The sequence below is a fragment of the Ruegeria sp. AL3 genome (genome assembly GCF_056536065.1).
In genome coordinates this window covers 489,459-505,353 of record NZ_JBQFJG010000001.1, presented here as the reverse complement: position 1 = coordinate 505,353, position 15,895 = coordinate 489,459, and the positions used below count along the sequence as shown (strand labels likewise).

Sequence of the window (15,895 nt, the reverse complement as noted above, 5' to 3'; positions counted from 1 at the left end):
AGGGAGGGAGAACCATAATGAAAGCCTTTATGAAGGGGTTCTCCCGACTGACCGAAGCGATTGCCGGCGGGATGCTGGCGGCAATCTTCCTGATCTTCCTATTGCAAATACTCTTGCGCTACTTCTTTACCCCCGCCGGATGGACGCTTGAACTCATCGGCATTCTGTGGGTCTGGGTGATCTTCTTCAGTTGCGCTTTCATAGTGCGAGAACGGGATCACGTGAAGTTCGACATTATCTACCTTTCCGTACCGATGCGCGTGCGGCAGGTCTTTGCGATGCTGGCGGCCGCAGCGATCGTGGTCGGTATGCTCTACAGCTTCCTTCCGACGTGGGACTACATCGACTGGATGAAAATCCGCAAGACATCGACTGTCCGCAATCCGTTCTCCGGCGAGAAGATACCGCTGCGCACAGTGTTCTCGATTTACGCGGTATTCATGCTGGTCGTCGCAGCGCGGTACGCGTGGATATTCTTCGACGTCATACGCAATGGCCCACCAAAGACAGAGTTGGAACTGGTCGTTGGGTACAACGTCGTTGACGACCATCCGCGTGTCGACGTCGAAGAGGGCGAGGAAGTTAAGAAATGAGTTTTGAACTTCTTTCCTGCCTGCTCGCTCTCTTTCTTCTGGCAGGCATCGGGACACCTATCGGCTATTCCATCCTTTTGGCCTCATTGGTGTATCTGGGCACGGCCGGATTGGACGTCGCCCTCGCGGGCGAGAAAATCCTGCAAGGCTTCTACAAAAGCACGATCCTGCTTGCCGTGCCTTTGTTCATCGTCGCCGCGAATATCATGAATGCTGGGTCGATCACGGACCGTCTTTTGAACTTCTGCGTCGCTGCTGTCGGTCGTTTCAAGGGCGGCCTCGGGCACGTAAACGTGGTAGCGTCACTGATCTTTTCGGGTATGTCCGGCTCGGCCGTCGCGGATGCCGCGGGGATCGGGAAGATCATCATTGAAATGATGACCAAAGATGGCCGCTACAGCCGAGGTTACGCAGCTGCAATCACGGCGGCGTCGGCAACGATCGGCCCTATTATTCCACCCTCGATCCCGATGGTTTTGTACGCGCTCGTTTCCAAGGTCTCTATTGGGTCGCTGTTCCTGGCCGGTATTCTGCCGGGTCTGATCATGGGCGTCGTTCTGATGGCGATGAACTACTATCTGGCCGGAAAGCGGAACTTTGCTTTGGAAGAACCTGTTCCGCTGCGCGAGTTGCCCGCAAAAACCGCCAACGCGTTTCCGGCGCTGCTGATGCCTGCAATCCTGCTGTACGGAATCTACGGCGGCGTCACCACTCCGACCGAGGCTGCAGCAGTGGCTGCTTTCTATGCGCTGCTTCTCGCCGCCCTGTTCTATCGTGCCTTGACTTTCCGTGGCCTGTATCAAGTGTTCGTCGACAGCGCGCGCTCTTCCGCCGCTGTCGGGGTGGTCATTGGCGGCGCGTTCATTCTGAACTTCATCGTCATTCAGGAACAGATTCCACAGTCGATCTCGGTACTGCTGGAGGGTTCAGATGTTAGTCCGATTGTTTTCCTGATCCTGGTTAACCTGCTGATCCTCGCGCTGGGTTGCGTGTTGGACGCGACAACGATCATTCTTGTGATCGTGCCCCTGTTCATTCCAACCTGCGAAGCGCTTGGAATTGATCTGGTGCATTTCGGAGTGCTGGTCGTCGTGAACTCGATGATCGGCCTGATCACGCCTCCCTATGGCATTCTACTCTTTGTAATCAACGCCGTGACGGACATTCCGCTGCGTGAAATCATCTCGGAAATCTGGGCCTTCCTGGCGGTTCTCATCTTCGCATTGGTGATCATGATGCTGATGCCGGATCTGGTCCTGTGGTTGCCGCGTATGTTTGGATATCAGGGATAATGTGCCTCTCGGTTTCGACAACGTCGATCCCCGGTGATCTGGCTGAAAAGCTGAGTACTATCGCTGACGCGGGATTCGGGGGTGTCGAATTACACGAGCCGGATTTGACTGCTTTTGACGGGTCGCCATCTCAGATCCGGAACATTGCGTCAGATCTCGGCCTGAAGGTTTGCCTGCTGCAACCCTTCCATAACCTTGAAGGCCAGTCCGGCGGTGGACGGGAGCGCGCCTTTGATCGGCTGAAACGCAAACTCGACCTGATGACCGAGTTGGGAACGGAATTACTGCTAATCGGGTCTGCCTTCGACGTCGATGCCGCTGCAACCGAAGAACAGGTAATCGCAGATCTTGGCGAGGCGGCCCAAATCGCTAAAGAAATAGGGATGCGTCTGGCCTATATGGGCTTGCCATGGTCGGATCTTATTCGCTCGGATGAGCAGGCGTTACGCGTCGTTGAAGCCATCGACAGCCCCCATTTCGGGCTGGCCCTGAATTCCTTCTTCTCGCTTGCCGATGGGTCCAAACCAGCCCGCCTTCGGGACATTCCCGGAGAGCGGCTGTTCCATGTGCAACTGTCCGATGCACCGCGACTTGAGATGGATATTCGCAGGCTCAAACGGCATTTTGGGCTTCTGCCGGGGCTTGGGTCGCTGAACCTTGCGGGTTTCGTACGGGTTTTGTCCCGCGCCGGTTACAAGGGACCTTGGTCCATTGCGCGTGTCAACGAAGCGGCGCCGCAACCCGGAGGCAGGACGCTGGCCCGAGACAGCTACAGGTCGCTGGTGAACCTCCTAGATGAGGTATCTCGGACCGAACCGGGAACCGATTTCGGTATCCCGGACCTGCCGGAACGCGTCTATGTATCAGGCTTTGAGTTCGTCGAATTTACAGCTGATGAATTAAGCGGCGCGCAGCTTGCAGAGATGCTGTCAGCAATGTGCTTTCGAATGGAGCGAAAACACGTCACCAAGTCCGTCGAGCTGTGGCGGCAGGGTGCCATAAACATCGTTGTGAATACCGAAAAGGAAGGTTTTGCCCATTCGGCGTTCCTGGGTCACGGCCCCTCCGTTTGTGACATGGGGTTGCGTGTCAAAGATGCGGATCAGACGGTTCAGCGGGCGACCGCGTTGGGCGCGCCGAATTTCTCACAGCCGGTGGGAACAGGGGAACTGGATATCCCGGCCATTCGGGGTGTTGGTGGCAACGTCGTTCATTTCATCGATGAGAAATCCGATCTGCATCGGGTTTGGGACATCGAGTTTGAGCCAGTCGCCAAGACCAAAGCGACCCAGCCCGCCGGTCTGCGCCGCATCGACCATCTGGCACAGACGATGCGTCACGATGAGATGCAGAGCTGGCTGCTCTACTACATTTCGACTTTTGAGATGGCAAAGTCTCCTATTGTGAACGTCGCCGATCCGTCCGGCGTCGTGCAAAGCCAGGCTATCGAAAGTCCAGAAGGCGAAGTGCGCCTGAACCTGAACGGGGCCGTTGGGCGCCGAACTCTGGCGGCGTCATTCCTTGAAGATGGCTTTGGCGCCGGTGTTCAGCACATTGCCTTCCAATCGGACGATATTTTTGAAACTTCAGCCCAGTTGCTCAAGTCCGGCTTTCCCAGCCTGTCCATCCCGGAGAACTACTACGCTGATCTGCAAGCGACATTCGGATTGGATGACGATTTGGTCGCCCAATTGCGCAGGGGGAACATTCTCTACGATCGGGCGGCGGGTGCTGAGTATTTTCAGATTTACAGCCGCCCCATCTTTAACGGCTTCTTCTTCGAAATTGTTGAACGCCGTATGGGCTATGCCGGTTATGGCGCGCGCAATGCACCCATTCGCCTTGCTGCGCAAAGCAAAACCCAGCCGGTGAAAGAGGTGCAGACGCAATGACCGCGCAGATGAAAGACGATGAGCGCGCCGTTCGCCAATGGTGGCGTACCTCCATAATCGACATGAAACCCGGACAGATCTCTTTTCGTGGAAACGCCATAGAGGACCTGATCGGAAACGTATCTTTCCCGCAGATGATCTGGCTTATGGTGCGGGGCGATCTACCCAGCGACGCGCAAGCGCGCCTGTTCGAAGCCGCTTTGGTCGCAGGCGTGGATCACGGCCCACAGGCTCCCTCAATCGCGGCTGCGCGTATGGCCGCTACCTGCGGGGTAGGTCTCAATAATGCGATGGCGACTGCGGTGAACATGCTGGGCGACGTGCACGGCGGGGCAGGAGAGCAGTGTGCAGAGCTGTACTATGACATCGCAGCTCGCATGGATTGCGGAGCATCGTTGAATGACGCAGTGAAGGACGGTCTGGACAGCTGGCGCGAGACCTACGGCAAGATCGTATCGGGCTTTGGTCACAGGTTTCACAAGCCTGTCGACCCACGCGCACCACGATTGATGCAACTTGTTCGTGATGCGGCGGCAGTAGGCACAGTATCTGGCCGGTTTGCCGATATCGGAGAAGAGGTTCGCGCCGAACTCGGTCGTCAACGCGGCGGTCGGCCAATTGCCATGAATATCGACGGCGCGACAGCTGTGATCTTCTGCGAACTTGGCTTTCCTGCGCCCTTGTCGCGGGGGCTGTTCTGCCTGTCCCGCTCGGTCGGAATACTTGCCCACGCCTGGGAGCAGACGAGCCAGGGCGGTCGGAACAAAGGGCCTATGCCCCCAAATTACTTACCCCTCTACGAAGACAGGAATGATGACAGGTGAGACATCGAAATCCTTCCGGGTCGGCCTTATCGGCTGTGGTCGTATCAGCGATATCTATCTAAAAACACTATCCAAATTTTCCAGCGTCGAGGTCGTGGCTTGCGCAAGCCTTGACCCTTCTGAAAGCCGCGCCAAAGCGGATCAATACGGTGTCGCCAAGGCCTGTGCGCCAGATGAGGTGTTTGACGATCCGACAATTGACTGTGTTCTGAATCTGACAATTCCGGCGGCGCATGCGGAAATCAGTTTGCGCGCGTTGGAGGCGGGGAAACACGTCTATTCCGAAAAGCCACTGGTCATGAACCGCACGGATGGTAAGGCGATCCTGCACATGGCCTCTGAAAAGGGGTTACTGGTCGGTTGCGCACCCGACACATTTCTGGGCGGTCGCTGGCAGACCGTTCAGCGCTTGATCGACGAGGGTGCCATTGGCAAACCGACAGGGGCTTTTGCCCATGTCGGGACCCACGGGACGGAGCGCCACCATCCCAACCCGGATTTCTACTATAAGGCGGGTGGTGGGCCATTGCTGGACCTTGGGCCGTACTACCTGACCGCCATGATCTGCTGCCTTGGTCCCGTTGACCGGGTTGCCGGAATGGCTCGGCGCACGTTCGACAATAGGATGATCGAAAACGGCCCTCGCAACGGCGAATGGATAGATGTCGAGGTCGACACGCACTCCCTAAGCCTGCTGCAGTTCTCTTCCGGAGCTATAGGGTCGATGACCATGAGCTTCGACGTCTGGGACAGCGAAACTCCACGGTTCGAGATCTACGGTGAAAACGGCACCATCAGCATCCCAGACCCAGACCCGGTTCATGGTGCCAATATCTTTCAAGGGGATGTCTGGCTGAAAACGCGGGAGACCTCGCGCTGGTCTCATCAGCCTCGTCCAACCGGTCGCGAAGACTGGCAGGTGGTCGAAAACAAACACGGGTTCAATGAAGACAGCCGCGGGCTCGGCCTTTTGGATCTGGCCCTGGCGGCGCAAGAAGGACGCCAACCCCGTGCAAGTGGAGCGCTTGCCTACCATGTATTCGAGGTCATGGACGCGATTGAACGGGCGCCGAAATTAGGTGCCTATCAGACGATAGAAAGCCGTTGCGCGGTTCCGGAACCTTTGCCGGTCGATTTCCTGAACGATGAGAGGAAGGAGTTGGTCCATGCCGATTGAGACACTCGACTTTGCTCAGCCATTCTTTCGCGTCCAGCACATAACTGACGAGCGCAGAATTTCTATAGAGGGTCGCGCCATCGTCCTTAACCTTGGGGGGCGAAATCTCTCTGTCGAGGATCAGACCATTGCACCGCTTTCGTCTGTGATCGTGCAAGACAGCACGCTTAGCGGCGTGGAACGTGCAGTCATTGTCCACGATTTCGACGCCCATGCGGATGACAACGAGTTGTTCGCATGGGTGAAAGATACATGGCCATCTGCTTTTGATGTTCGCCAAGAGGAGCGTTTGCGCGGTGTCAGCCACTACATGTCGCCAAAGGTCTTTGTAGGTAACGTTGGGCTGACCATGTACCATTCCGGCTCGGTGCCGCTGAATGTCGGATTGCACAAGGATCATCCGTTCTGCCCGGTACCGGGGTTTCGCGAAGTGCATACACAAATCGTAGGCTTTGGCAAAATGCAGCAATGCCGTGAGCGGGATGTTGAAACCCTTTACCTCGAAGAATTCATGGCCCCCGGCACGACGCACAAACCGATGTATGACGCTGAAGGCAACTATCCCTGGCATCAATACGAGACGATTACCCCCAGCATCTTCATGGCGGTGGAAATACTGCCAGAAGGCGTACGGGCCCCGGAAATAGAGGTTCAGAATGGCTGAGAGACTTTTACCCAAAGACCTGAACTTTGACGGACCTTTCCCCCGGTTGTCTCGCCGTTTGCGGTTGGGCGTTGTTGGCGGCGGACGGATCTCTGTCACGCAGGCAACGGCCGCGCGGATGACCGACCGGTGGGAGGTCACCGCAGGCGCGCTCAGTTCTGACGCCGCGCGAAGCAAGGCGCGCGGGGCCGAGTGGTTCCTGCCGGCAGACAGGTGCTATGCGTCGTTCGACGAGATGGCGCAGGCCGAGGCGGCGCGCCCGGATGGCGTAGATGCCGTCATGATCACGACCCCGAACCACGTTCATTTCGAAGCTGCCAAAGCGTTTCTTGAGGCGGGCATTGACGTGCTGTGCGACAAGCCCCTGACCAACGAAGTTGCCGAGGCCGAGGGGCTTGAGGAGATCGCCGCGCGCACGGGAAACATCTTTGCTGTCGGATATACGATGTCATGTTTTCCAGTAATCCGTCAGGCCAAACAAATCGTGGCGGAAGGCGGCATCGGTAAAATCAACCAAATCCACGTCGAGTTCATGCAAGACTGGATGACGCCCGATGATGTGGCTGATGCGCCCCACGTCAAATGGCGGCTGGACCCAATGATTTCTGGTCCGACCAGCTGTGTCGGCGATATCGGTACCCATGCAGCTCATCTCGCCAGTTTTGTCTCGGGCCTGCCCTTGACCGACCTACGGGCCGAGTTTCATGTCTGCGGTGCGCCAAAGCATTTGGAAGACACGGTTTTCATGTTCACCCGCTATCAAAACGAGGTTCCAGGAACCCTGATGGCGACACGCCTTGCCCCCGGAAATCGGGGTGGGTTGCGGTTGCGGATATTCGGGAGCGAAGGCGGTCTTGAGTGGGACTTGGAGAATTCGGAACAGCTGAAGTTCAATCGGTTCGGTGAGCCGGATCGTATCATCAGCCGAGGTCACGGGCACGGCATTGGCCCCGGCGCGGAACGTCTGGTCCGTACCGCGCGCGGCTTTCCCGAAGGGATTATCGAAGCCTGGGCCAACCTCTATACTGAATTTGCCATGGCAGTGGCCGCGCGCCGGGATGGTGTCACAGTTCCGGATGATTGGCTTACTTATCCCAGTGTCGAACAAGGTGCAGATGGCGTCCGGTTTATTGAAGCCTCCGTGCGCTCTCACCAGTCCGGAGGTGACTGGGTCACTCTCTAAGGCTCTGCCAACAAGATTGTAAAACACGCCCGGGCAGTTGCCCGGGCGCTTTCATTTCCTGCTCAGTATTAGAAGTTGATATTTTAAAAAATATCAGATATTTTTTACTACGTGTGATGAATTTAAGATTCGCAGACACGTGGAGCTGTCGTTCATGGTGAAACCCGAAGAGGCTGGCGCAAGCCCCACTCTCTATTCCTTGGCGCATCTGACGCTGATTGGCTGTACGCCGCCCGAGTTGGTCTATATCGCCGCGCGGGCCGGTTACGATGCCGTCAGCCCCCGCTTCATTCCGATGCATGTGCCCGGTGAATTCACTCAATCCCCGATCGACAAGGCGCAGGTGCAGGCCACCAAGACGGCTCTTTCGACAACCGGCCTAAAAGTCCTTGATGTTGAGATTGCGCGCATCACCGAAGACGTGGACCCGCGCGGCTTTGAGCGCTCGTTGGAAATCGGCGGGGAACTCGGCGCCAAACGCATGATCATGAGCGCGTGGACCAACACCCGCGATGATCGTGACTTTCTGATCGACGTCTACTCTGAAACCTGCGAACTGGCCGCGCCCTACGGGTTAACGGTGGACCTGGAGTTCCCAAGTTTTTCCCGCCTGCGCACTCTGGATGAGGCCCTGGATATTGTCCGCGCTTCCGATCAGCCCAACGGCGGTATCCTGGTCGACACGCTCTATCTGCACCTCAGCCGAGTGGATCTTGGAGAGCTGTTGCACGTCCCCTCGGAGTTGTTTCACTTCCTGCATATCTCAGATTGCCTGCCCGGAATCGCTGATACGCGCGAAGGCATGATCCAGCTGGCCCGTGATGCAAGGCTGTACCCCGGCGAAGGCTGGATCGATTTCACCGGTATCATCGAACGGATGCCACCCGTCGACTATTCCATCGAACTGCCCAACCAAAGCCGCGTTGCCGAGTTGGGATATGAAGAACACGCGCGTCGCTGTCTCAGCCACGCCAAGCGGACATTCGGCGCGGCGCGATCTCAGCGTCGTATGACCGATGCAGCAATTCCAAAACACCAAGAGGATTATCATGGGCAAAGAGCTCACTGAGAACGACCGCAACATGGCGGCCGATATGCTGGCGCGCGCCCGCGCTGCCATGGCCGAGATCGAGGATTGGGGTCAGGACAGGCTGGACCGCCTGTCTCAGGCCATTGCGTGGTATGCGGGGAACGAGAAGACCTTCACGCGTTTGGCCCAGCAGGGCGTGGACGAAAGCGGTATCGGAGATCGCGCAGGGCGTCCTGCGAAGCGCTTCAAGATTCACATGGTGCTGCGAGATGTCTTGCGCACACCCTCGACGGGTATCGTCGAGGTGGATGAGGAAAAAGGTCTGGTGAAATATGCCAAACCTGCCGGTGTGATCGCCTCCCTGATCCCGATGACCAACCCGGCAATGACTCCACCAGTGACCGGCGTGTCCGCCGCGAACGCCCGGAATGCGGTCGTCTTCAGCCCGCATCCGCGAACCGCCCATACCACCTTTGAAATGGTCGAGGTCATGCGTGCAGCTTGTCGTGCTGCCGGTGCCCCCGAGGACTTGTTCCAATCCATTCGCAAACCGTCGATCCCATTGACGCAACATCTGATGGAGATCTGCGACCTGACGTTGGCGACGGGTGGCAAGCCCATGGTCAAAGCAGCCTACAGCTCGGGACGTCCGGCCTATGGCGTGGGCGCGGGCAATTCGTCCATCGTCATCGATGAGACCGCAGATCTGGACATTGCCGCTCAGAACACTCGTATTTCTAAGACCTCTGACTTTGGGTCTGGCTGCTCGGCAGATGGCAACATCATCATCCAGCGCTCGGTCTACGACGATATGATCAAGGCACTTGAGGCCGAAGGTGGATATCTCTGTTCGGATGAAGAGAAGGCCATGCTCGAAGCGGCTATGTGGGATGATAGGGGCAACCGCACGTTCCCGACCATAGCTTGTCCGCCTCAGCAAACGGCCAAGGTCGCCGGGTTCTCGATCCCCGAAGATCGCAAATTCCTGATGGTTGAAAATCAGGGGCAAATCGGCCCGCAGCATAAGTTCTCCAAGGAAAAACTGACCACGTTAATGGCGCTATATCACTTCGAAACTTTCGATGATGCGCTGGAAACGGTCAGCCAGATCTACAACACCGGGGGCAAGGGCCATTCCTGCGGCATCTACAGCCACAATGACGATCACATCGACCGGTTGGCGCGTCTGGCTCCGGTCAGTCGCATGATGGTTCGACAGCCTCAGTCCAAGGCCAACGCGGGTGCGTGGACCAATGGCATGCCTATGACCAGCAGCCTTGGTTGCGGCATCTGGGGCGGCAACATCACAAATGAAAACGTCACCATGAAACACATGATGAACTACACCTGGGTCAGCCGTCCGATCCCTGAGGATCGCCCCTCGGAGCCGGACCTGTTCGGTGAATTCTACGGACAGGAGGTCGCGTGATGGACGCAAGCAAACTCGACGGTAAAACCGTCGCCGAACACATCGTTGATTTCCTCGAACGCCGTGATGTCAAGCATGTGTTCGGGCTTTGTGGCCATACAAACATCGCAGTTCTGGCTGCACTGGCCGAAAGTCCGATTGATTTTGTCACGGTGCGGCACGAACAAATCGCCAGCCACGCGGCGGACGCATATGCCCGCGTGACGGGCAAGGCCTCGGTGGTGTTGTCACACCTCTCCCCAGGTTTGACAAACTGTGCCACCGGGGTCGCCAACGCGGCGCTGGACTGTATCCCCATGGTCGTGATCGCGGGCGATATTCCCACGCATTACTATGGCAAGCATCCGCATCAGGAAGTGAACCTGCACGCAGACGCGGCCCAATGGGAGATTTATCGCCCCTTCGTCAAACGTGCTTGGCGGGTGGATCGCGCCGACCTGATGGCCGAAATCTTGGAAAAGGCGTTCCATCTGGCTGAAAGCGGTCAGCCCGGGCCGGTGCTGGTCAATGTGCCGATGGACATCTTCTCCGAGGTGATCCCCTCGGACAGCTTCGACCGTATCCGCGATAACACGCGCGCGCTCAAGAAGCCGTCGATTGACGATGAAACCGCACGTGAAATCATTGAGGCTCTGGCACAGGCCGAAAACCCGGTTGCCTATGTCGGCGGCGGTATCCTGTTGGCGCAGGCCAGTGAGGAGTTGCGAGAATTTGTTGAACATATGGGCCTTCCAGTCGCGCATTCCCTGATGGGTAAAGGCGCGTTGCGAGACGACCATCCGCTTGTGCTGGGAATGACCGGGTTTTGGGGCACCGAATTGGTCAACCAGTCCTGCTTGAATGCGGACTACATCTTTGCGGTGGGAACCCGGTTCAAAGAGGCCGATTGCTCCAGCTGGTACCCCGGCTATACGTTCAACATCCCCGGTTCCAAGGTCATTCATATCGACATTGAACCGCAGGAGATCGGCCGGAACTACCCCACCGAGATCGGAGTCGTTGCTGACGCCAAGGCCGCTTTACTAGTCCTCAACCGGGTCGCCCGCGAGATGTATCCGGAGGGCCTCCAACGCCCCGTGCTGGAGCAGAAGATCGCTGACTTTCGGACGGACTTCAAAGCGCGCAATGTGGAAATGGCGACCTCATCGGCCTTTCCAATGATGCCCGAGCGTATTCTGGCAGATGCCCGCAAGGCACTGCCTGAGGATGCCATCATCACCACGGACGTTGGGTGGAACAAGAACGGTGTCGGACAGCAATTCGATATCCTGACCCCTGGCTCAATACTGACCCCGGGCGGGTTCGCGACGATGGGTTTTGGCCCTCCGGGCGCGATCGGCGCGAAATTGGCAGCACCTGATCGAGTCGTACTAAGTTTAGTTGGCGATGGTGGCTTCGGTCAAAACCCGTCGATGCTCGCAACGGCCGTCGAACTCAATCTGGGCATCATCTGGCTGGTCATGAACAACAACGCCTTCGGAACGATCGCAGGTCTTCAAAAAGCTCATTACGGTTTGACCTATGGAACCACGTTCCCCGGATCAGCCGCCGCACCCGCAAACGGACCGGGTTATGCAGATATTGCAAAAGCTTATGGTGCAAAAGGGCACAGGCTCAGTGCTGCTGATGAATTGTTGCCCGCATTGGAAGCGGCAATCGCCAGCGGCAAACCAACCGTTCTTGATGTCCCAATGATCAACAACCCAACACCAACCACCGGACATTGGAACATCTTGGACATATACTCGCCGGACAGGGATGTTTCGCACGTTGCCACCTAGATCAATTTGGAGTGTGCGATCCGCCTGTGCATACGGCTTTTGCCTGTAACTGTTTAACAGAAGGGCAATTGCCGCTATGCGATGGCTTAAGCTTGATGGAAAACCTTTGAGTCGCAAATGGCAAGACTCGTGCCTCGTGCTATTCTAGGGAAATTAAAAATCAAAGGCTTAGATGTCGATGAATGGCAAAACTATGTGTCGCCCGACATTCCTTGTGGGACGACACATAGTTTTGCCATTTGGCAGCCATAGTCGTTCCATTGGTGATAGACGCTTCGTTTTTTGTTGGTTCGCTATGTGCCAGTCGGTGATGGCTGATGCCGGAATCGGATTGGGCAGAGGTGGTTGGACCTGGTCGCATTTTTCATGACCTTGGGTATGCTCACTTGAGGTGCGTGCGCGTAACGACGATTTGCCGAGTTTTCTTTGGCTGAACTGGTTAGTTTGAATTTTGCCAAAACTAACGAATATCCTCGGTCACTGCTGGACAGCTGTTCACCACACTTGCCTCATGACCCAGCCCCCTGAAATCAGGCCACTGAGGTGTTAGTAATCCGTCCAAGCAAAGGATGGACTATGAAACGCAGATTTTCGGACGAACAGATCATTGGAATGATCAAGGAATACGAGGCTGGAGTTAAAGCACAGGAGTTGTGCCGCAAGTACGGGATCAGCGATGCAACGTTCTACAAATACAAGGCCAAGTTCGGCGGGATGAACGTGTCGGATGCCAAGAAGCTGCGTGCACTTGAGGATGAGAACAACCGCCTGAAGCGCATGCTGGCAGATGCGATGCTCGACAATGCGGCATTGAAGGATCTCGCGACAAAAAACTACTGACGCCCGATGTCAAAAGACGGGCCGTGTCAGACGTGATGGATCGACACGATTTGTCTGAGCGTCGGGCGTGTGAACTGGCCGACCTGCACAGGTCTGTTTTCCAGTATCAGAAACAGGACGAGGATGACGCGGCCTTGCGCAAGCGCTTGCGCGAACTGGCGAACGAACGTCGTCGGTTCGGCTACCGGCGTTTGGGCATCCTATTGGCCAGAGAGGGCTTTGAAGTGAACCACAAGGAGCTGTTCGTCTCTACCGTGAGGAAGGATTGGCTGTGCGCCGTCGTCGGTCGCGCAAACGAGCTTTGGGCACGCGAAGGCCTATTCTTGTGCCGGATCGGGCCAATCAGCGGTGGTCGTTTGACTTTGTGTCCGACGCCTTTGAGGATGGTCGGCGGTTCCGTGTGTTGTGCATCATTGATGACTGCGCCCGAGAGGCACTGGCAACTGTCGTGGATCGTTCGTTGTCAGGCGCGCGGATGACCCGTGAACTGGATGATCTGATCCGCAGGCGTGGCCAGCCGGACATGATTGTCAGCGATAATGGAACGGAAATGACATCTCATGCCGTTCTTCGATGGTGCCAAGACACTGGCGTTGGCTGGCACTACATCGCACCAGGCAAGCCCATGCAGAACGCATTCGTGGAGAGCTTCAATGGTCGACTGCGTGACGAATGCCTGAACGAACATATCTTCGGCAATCTCGCAGAAGCCCGAAAGATCATTGAAACCTGGAGGATCGACTACAACACTCAGAGACCACACACATCGCTTGGCGGACTGGCACCGGCCGTTTACGCCAATCTCAACCGTGCCGCCCGGCCTGCTTCGCTTGAGCTACGCAAAGGCTCCGCTCAGCAGGCTTTGACCGCAACCTAATCACGAGAAAAAAACAGGAACGGATTCTACATCCAAACGGCCCGGATCAAGGGGCTGGGTCAAAGATCAAATGGCATGGGCAGCTGTGGTGACAAAGAAAGAAGATCGCCACGATCTCATTGACGAGGGTAATTACTTGCTGCGGTACATCGTTAAGGAATTTGCCAAGGCTTGAAATGCCATTGTCGAAGGTACGTGAGAACAGGTCGGGCACTCAACCAGAGATCGCTTCACAATAAACCACTACTGCGATGTTTGCGGTTTGTTATGGCGCTGCAACTCGTGCGGTGGTTGCGAAAATTGGTCAAACTGGGAACTCTGCTGGTTTCAGCGCCAAGTTTTGTCGCAACTAACTTCATTGAGTCGCCTGGCGCTCTTTCTCCGGCCAAAACTCATCTACCACAACATATGCGATGATTACAAAAAAAGCGGCGCTGGCAACTTGCAATACGCGAGTGATGCTCTTGACGTCAGCCTCGTCTGAAAATGGTGCAACCGAACCGCCATATACTATCAGAGCTGTCGTAATAGCGGAACCGGCGGCGGCGGCGAGCGGGACTTTTGACTTTCCAAGTGCTCCGAGTGTTAGGCAAAAGAAAAAACACAGCAAAACGGGGGTGAGAATAACCGGAGCTATTACGTTTATTTCATAACAAATGATGGATACTGCGGCCCCAAGTAGATTTGCCGTCAGCATAGCTTTTGCAACTGTTTTGCCTGCAGCAGGCATTGCCGCAAGTTGCTGGCTCAGCAGGGCGACAAAAAACAGGACCAACAAAGCAGAAGCGCCGGAAATAAAGAACGCCATAGCAAAGGGCACTGTGACCAGAGACATCCTGACTATTCGGCGATGTGAGTCGAAGTCCGGCGATGTTGCAGCTTTATTTTGAGGTGCCGTTTGAGGTGCAGCGGGTATCAACACGAACATCAGCGTCGATACAAAGCCTGCAAACAGCAGATTCAGTGGTATCCAATACACGAGCACCAAGGCCAGATCCTGTGATTGCAAAACCAAGTTCGGGATCATCAACGCTCCCATGAGGGCGATGACACCGGGCAATACTCCGGCACCGGAAACGGACCATATGAAAGACAGGATTATTCCAATCGCCACTAGGATCAGGAACACAACAGGATATGGTGAGAAGATTGAGGAAAGCAGGAATGAAGTGAACATCAATCCAATCGAGAAGACAAACAGCTTGCCAAACGCCGCCAAAGGCAATGCGGCAGGCGCTTGAAGAAAAAGGGCAGTGAAAACCGCTCCAATGATGGCGAGTGGCCACCCGAGAAACAGGCCCAATGCAAATACACCGGTAACACCCAGCGCAAGCCGGGTGACAGAGCGTTGGTTCTCAGTATGCATAGGAGAAGATTGAAACCACGCGGATGTAGGCGCGGCCTACGAGGTTCAGCAACGAGTTGTCGCTTAGATACATGATTACATCGGCCTGCCCGTTCAGTTGAAAGCGAAGATCGTCTTCGGCACTTCCAGCTTCATAGCCGGGTAAAACAATCCTGACCGGAAACCTCTCGGGCTCCCGCAAAAATCCCTTGGTGCTTGGCGGGCTCGCCAATTGCCCTGGCTCATCACTGCCACTCAAAGAAACAGCAGCACTAAAGCTCTCAATGACGCCCGGAACAATCTTACCTGGATGCATATCCAACACCACATCAACCGGAGACCCTATTGAAGCTCTTCCCAGATTGTTCTCGGTAAAATACGCCTCGATCCAGACGTCGGTTGCATCCAGAAACGTCAAAAGATCCTGGCCGGATCGCGCATACGTTCCGGGGGCAATCAGCAGATTAGAAATGACACCTGTCGCAGGAGCACGCAGTTCGGTCCATTCAAGGTTCAGTTCCGCATCCGCCAATGCCGCCAGTGCGCGCTGGATTTTCGGGTTTTCAATCCCATCGTCACCAAGCCTTTGCTTTGCTTTTTCCAGATCAGCTTTTGCGTTCTCAAAGTTTGCCTCGGATTCTGCCAGTTGTCCCCGTGCATCATCGGCTTTTGAGACGGCAATCAACCCTTTCTTTTCGAGCGCAAATACACGTTCCGTCTGAATGCGCATCGTATCCAGATCGCTCTGCGCCCTTGCGAGTTTGGCTTGTGCCGCACTTACCTCTGCCGAAGACGCACCCACCTCTTGGGTTGCCGCTTCAAGATCAGCTTCCGCCTTTGAACGCTCGATTTCGTAGGGTCTGGAATCTATTCGAACCAGAACATCACCTGCCGAAACGATTTGGCCGTTTTCTACCAAGACTTCCGTTACCGTTCCGGTCACCTGAGGCACGATTTGGGTGGCTACA

The 15,895-nt window shown here is 55.9% G+C and carries 12 protein-coding genes and 1 pseudogene; 11 read left to right on the top strand and 2 right to left on the bottom strand.

Translation table 11 applies throughout. From position 1 onward, the window contains the following. The first annotated feature begins 17 nt into the window (after positions 1 to 17). The 11 genes and pseudogenes from ACR3E6_RS02525 (at position 18) to ACR3E6_RS02475 (ending at position 13,582) form a co-directional block, all read left to right on the top strand. A complete protein-coding gene (locus ACR3E6_RS02525; RefSeq protein ID WP_480485667.1) occupies positions 18 to 593 on the top strand; it encodes a TRAP transporter small permease in 576 nt (191 codons plus the stop codon). Continuing rightward, the gene (locus ACR3E6_RS02520) at positions 590 to 1,885 is read left to right on the top strand and encodes a TRAP transporter large permease (RefSeq protein ID WP_480485665.1); all 1,296 of its coding nucleotides are present in this window, start codon (positions 590 to 592) and stop codon (positions 1,883 to 1,885) included. The genes ACR3E6_RS02525 and ACR3E6_RS02520 overlap by 4 nt, the downstream gene beginning before the upstream one ends. Next, the gene (locus ACR3E6_RS02515; protein ID WP_480485663.1) at positions 1,885 to 3,777 is read left to right on the top strand and encodes a bifunctional sugar phosphate isomerase/epimerase/4-hydroxyphenylpyruvate dioxygenase family protein; all 1,893 of its coding nucleotides are present in this window, start codon (positions 1,885 to 1,887) and stop codon (positions 3,775 to 3,777) included. Before ACR3E6_RS02520 ends, ACR3E6_RS02515 begins: the two co-directional genes overlap by 1 nt. A gap of 8 nt (positions 3,778 to 3,785) precedes the next feature. Continuing rightward, entirely contained in the window at positions 3,786 to 4,601 is an 816-nt protein-coding gene (locus ACR3E6_RS02510) for a citryl-CoA lyase (protein WP_480488077.1), read from the top strand. Continuing rightward, complete coding sequence (locus tag ACR3E6_RS02505; RefSeq protein WP_480485661.1) at positions 4,591 to 5,778, top strand: Gfo/Idh/MocA family protein; 1,188 nt, start codon at positions 4,591 to 4,593, stop codon at positions 5,776 to 5,778. Before ACR3E6_RS02510 ends, ACR3E6_RS02505 begins: the two co-directional genes overlap by 11 nt. Continuing rightward, positions 5,768 to 6,442: a hypothetical protein gene (locus ACR3E6_RS02500; RefSeq protein WP_209834499.1), complete on the top strand. Its 675-nt coding sequence runs from the start codon at positions 5,768 to 5,770 to the stop codon at positions 6,440 to 6,442. The genes ACR3E6_RS02505 and ACR3E6_RS02500 overlap by 11 nt, the downstream gene beginning before the upstream one ends. Beyond that, the gene (locus ACR3E6_RS02495) at positions 6,435 to 7,625 is read left to right on the top strand and encodes a Gfo/Idh/MocA family protein (protein ID WP_480485659.1); all 1,191 of its coding nucleotides are present in this window, start codon (positions 6,435 to 6,437) and stop codon (positions 7,623 to 7,625) included. Before ACR3E6_RS02500 ends, ACR3E6_RS02495 begins: the two co-directional genes overlap by 8 nt. A 154-nt stretch (positions 7,626 to 7,779) precedes the next feature. Beyond that, entirely contained in the window at positions 7,780 to 8,694 is a 915-nt protein-coding gene (locus tag ACR3E6_RS02490; protein ID WP_480485657.1) for a sugar phosphate isomerase/epimerase family protein, read from the top strand. Further along, positions 8,675 to 10,084, top strand: a complete 1,410-nt coding sequence (locus ACR3E6_RS02485; RefSeq protein ID WP_480485655.1) for an aldehyde dehydrogenase family protein — start codon at positions 8,675 to 8,677, stop codon at positions 10,082 to 10,084. Before ACR3E6_RS02490 ends, ACR3E6_RS02485 begins: the two co-directional genes overlap by 20 nt. Continuing rightward, complete coding sequence (locus ACR3E6_RS02480; RefSeq protein WP_480485653.1) at positions 10,084 to 11,865, top strand: thiamine pyrophosphate-binding protein; 1,782 nt, start codon at positions 10,084 to 10,086, stop codon at positions 11,863 to 11,865. Before ACR3E6_RS02485 ends, ACR3E6_RS02480 begins: the two co-directional genes overlap by 1 nt. A 576-nt stretch (positions 11,866 to 12,441) precedes the next feature. Then, positions 12,442 to 13,582 (top strand): annotated as a pseudogene (locus ACR3E6_RS02475) (IS3 family transposase). Between the two features lie 355 nt (positions 13,583 to 13,937). Here the strand turns inward: ACR3E6_RS02475 and ACR3E6_RS02470 are convergent. Then, entirely contained in the window at positions 13,938 to 14,948 is a 1,011-nt protein-coding gene (locus tag ACR3E6_RS02470) for a DUF2955 domain-containing protein (protein WP_480485651.1), read from the bottom strand. Next, entirely contained in the window at positions 14,938 to 15,879 is a 942-nt protein-coding gene (locus ACR3E6_RS02465) for an HlyD family secretion protein (protein ID WP_480485649.1), read from the bottom strand. Before ACR3E6_RS02465 ends, ACR3E6_RS02470 begins: the two co-directional genes overlap by 11 nt. Between the last annotated feature and the right edge of the window lie 16 nt (positions 15,880 to 15,895).

Excerpts from the sequence above, each read along its gene's own strand:
- ACR3E6_RS02480 (WP_480485653.1), top strand. The coding sequence starts at position 10,084 with ATGGACGCAAGCAAACTCGACGGTAAAACCGTCGCCGAACACATCGTT.
- ACR3E6_RS02525 (WP_480485667.1), top strand. The coding sequence starts at position 18 with ATGAAAGCCTTTATGAAGGGGTTCTCCCGACTGACCGAAGCGATTGCC.
- ACR3E6_RS02505 (WP_480485661.1), top strand. The coding sequence starts at position 4,591 with ATGACAGGTGAGACATCGAAATCCTTCCGGGTCGGCCTTATCGGCTGT.
- ACR3E6_RS02485 (WP_480485655.1), top strand. The coding sequence starts at position 8,675 with ATGGGCAAAGAGCTCACTGAGAACGACCGCAACATGGCGGCCGATATG.
- ACR3E6_RS02510 (WP_480488077.1), top strand. The coding sequence starts at position 3,786 with ATGAAAGACGATGAGCGCGCCGTTCGCCAATGGTGGCGTACCTCCATA.
- ACR3E6_RS02515 (WP_480485663.1), top strand. The coding sequence starts at position 1,885 with ATGTGCCTCTCGGTTTCGACAACGTCGATCCCCGGTGATCTGGCTGAA.
- ACR3E6_RS02500 (WP_209834499.1), top strand. The coding sequence starts at position 5,768 with ATGCCGATTGAGACACTCGACTTTGCTCAGCCATTCTTTCGCGTCCAG.
- ACR3E6_RS02520 (WP_480485665.1), top strand. The coding sequence starts at position 590 with ATGAGTTTTGAACTTCTTTCCTGCCTGCTCGCTCTCTTTCTTCTGGCA.
- ACR3E6_RS02495 (WP_480485659.1), top strand. The coding sequence starts at position 6,435 with ATGGCTGAGAGACTTTTACCCAAAGACCTGAACTTTGACGGACCTTTC.
- ACR3E6_RS02490 (WP_480485657.1), top strand. The coding sequence starts at position 7,780 with ATGGTGAAACCCGAAGAGGCTGGCGCAAGCCCCACTCTCTATTCCTTG.
- ACR3E6_RS02470 (WP_480485651.1), bottom strand. The coding sequence starts at position 14,948 with ATGCATACTGAGAACCAACGCTCTGTCACCCGGCTTGCGCTGGGTGTT.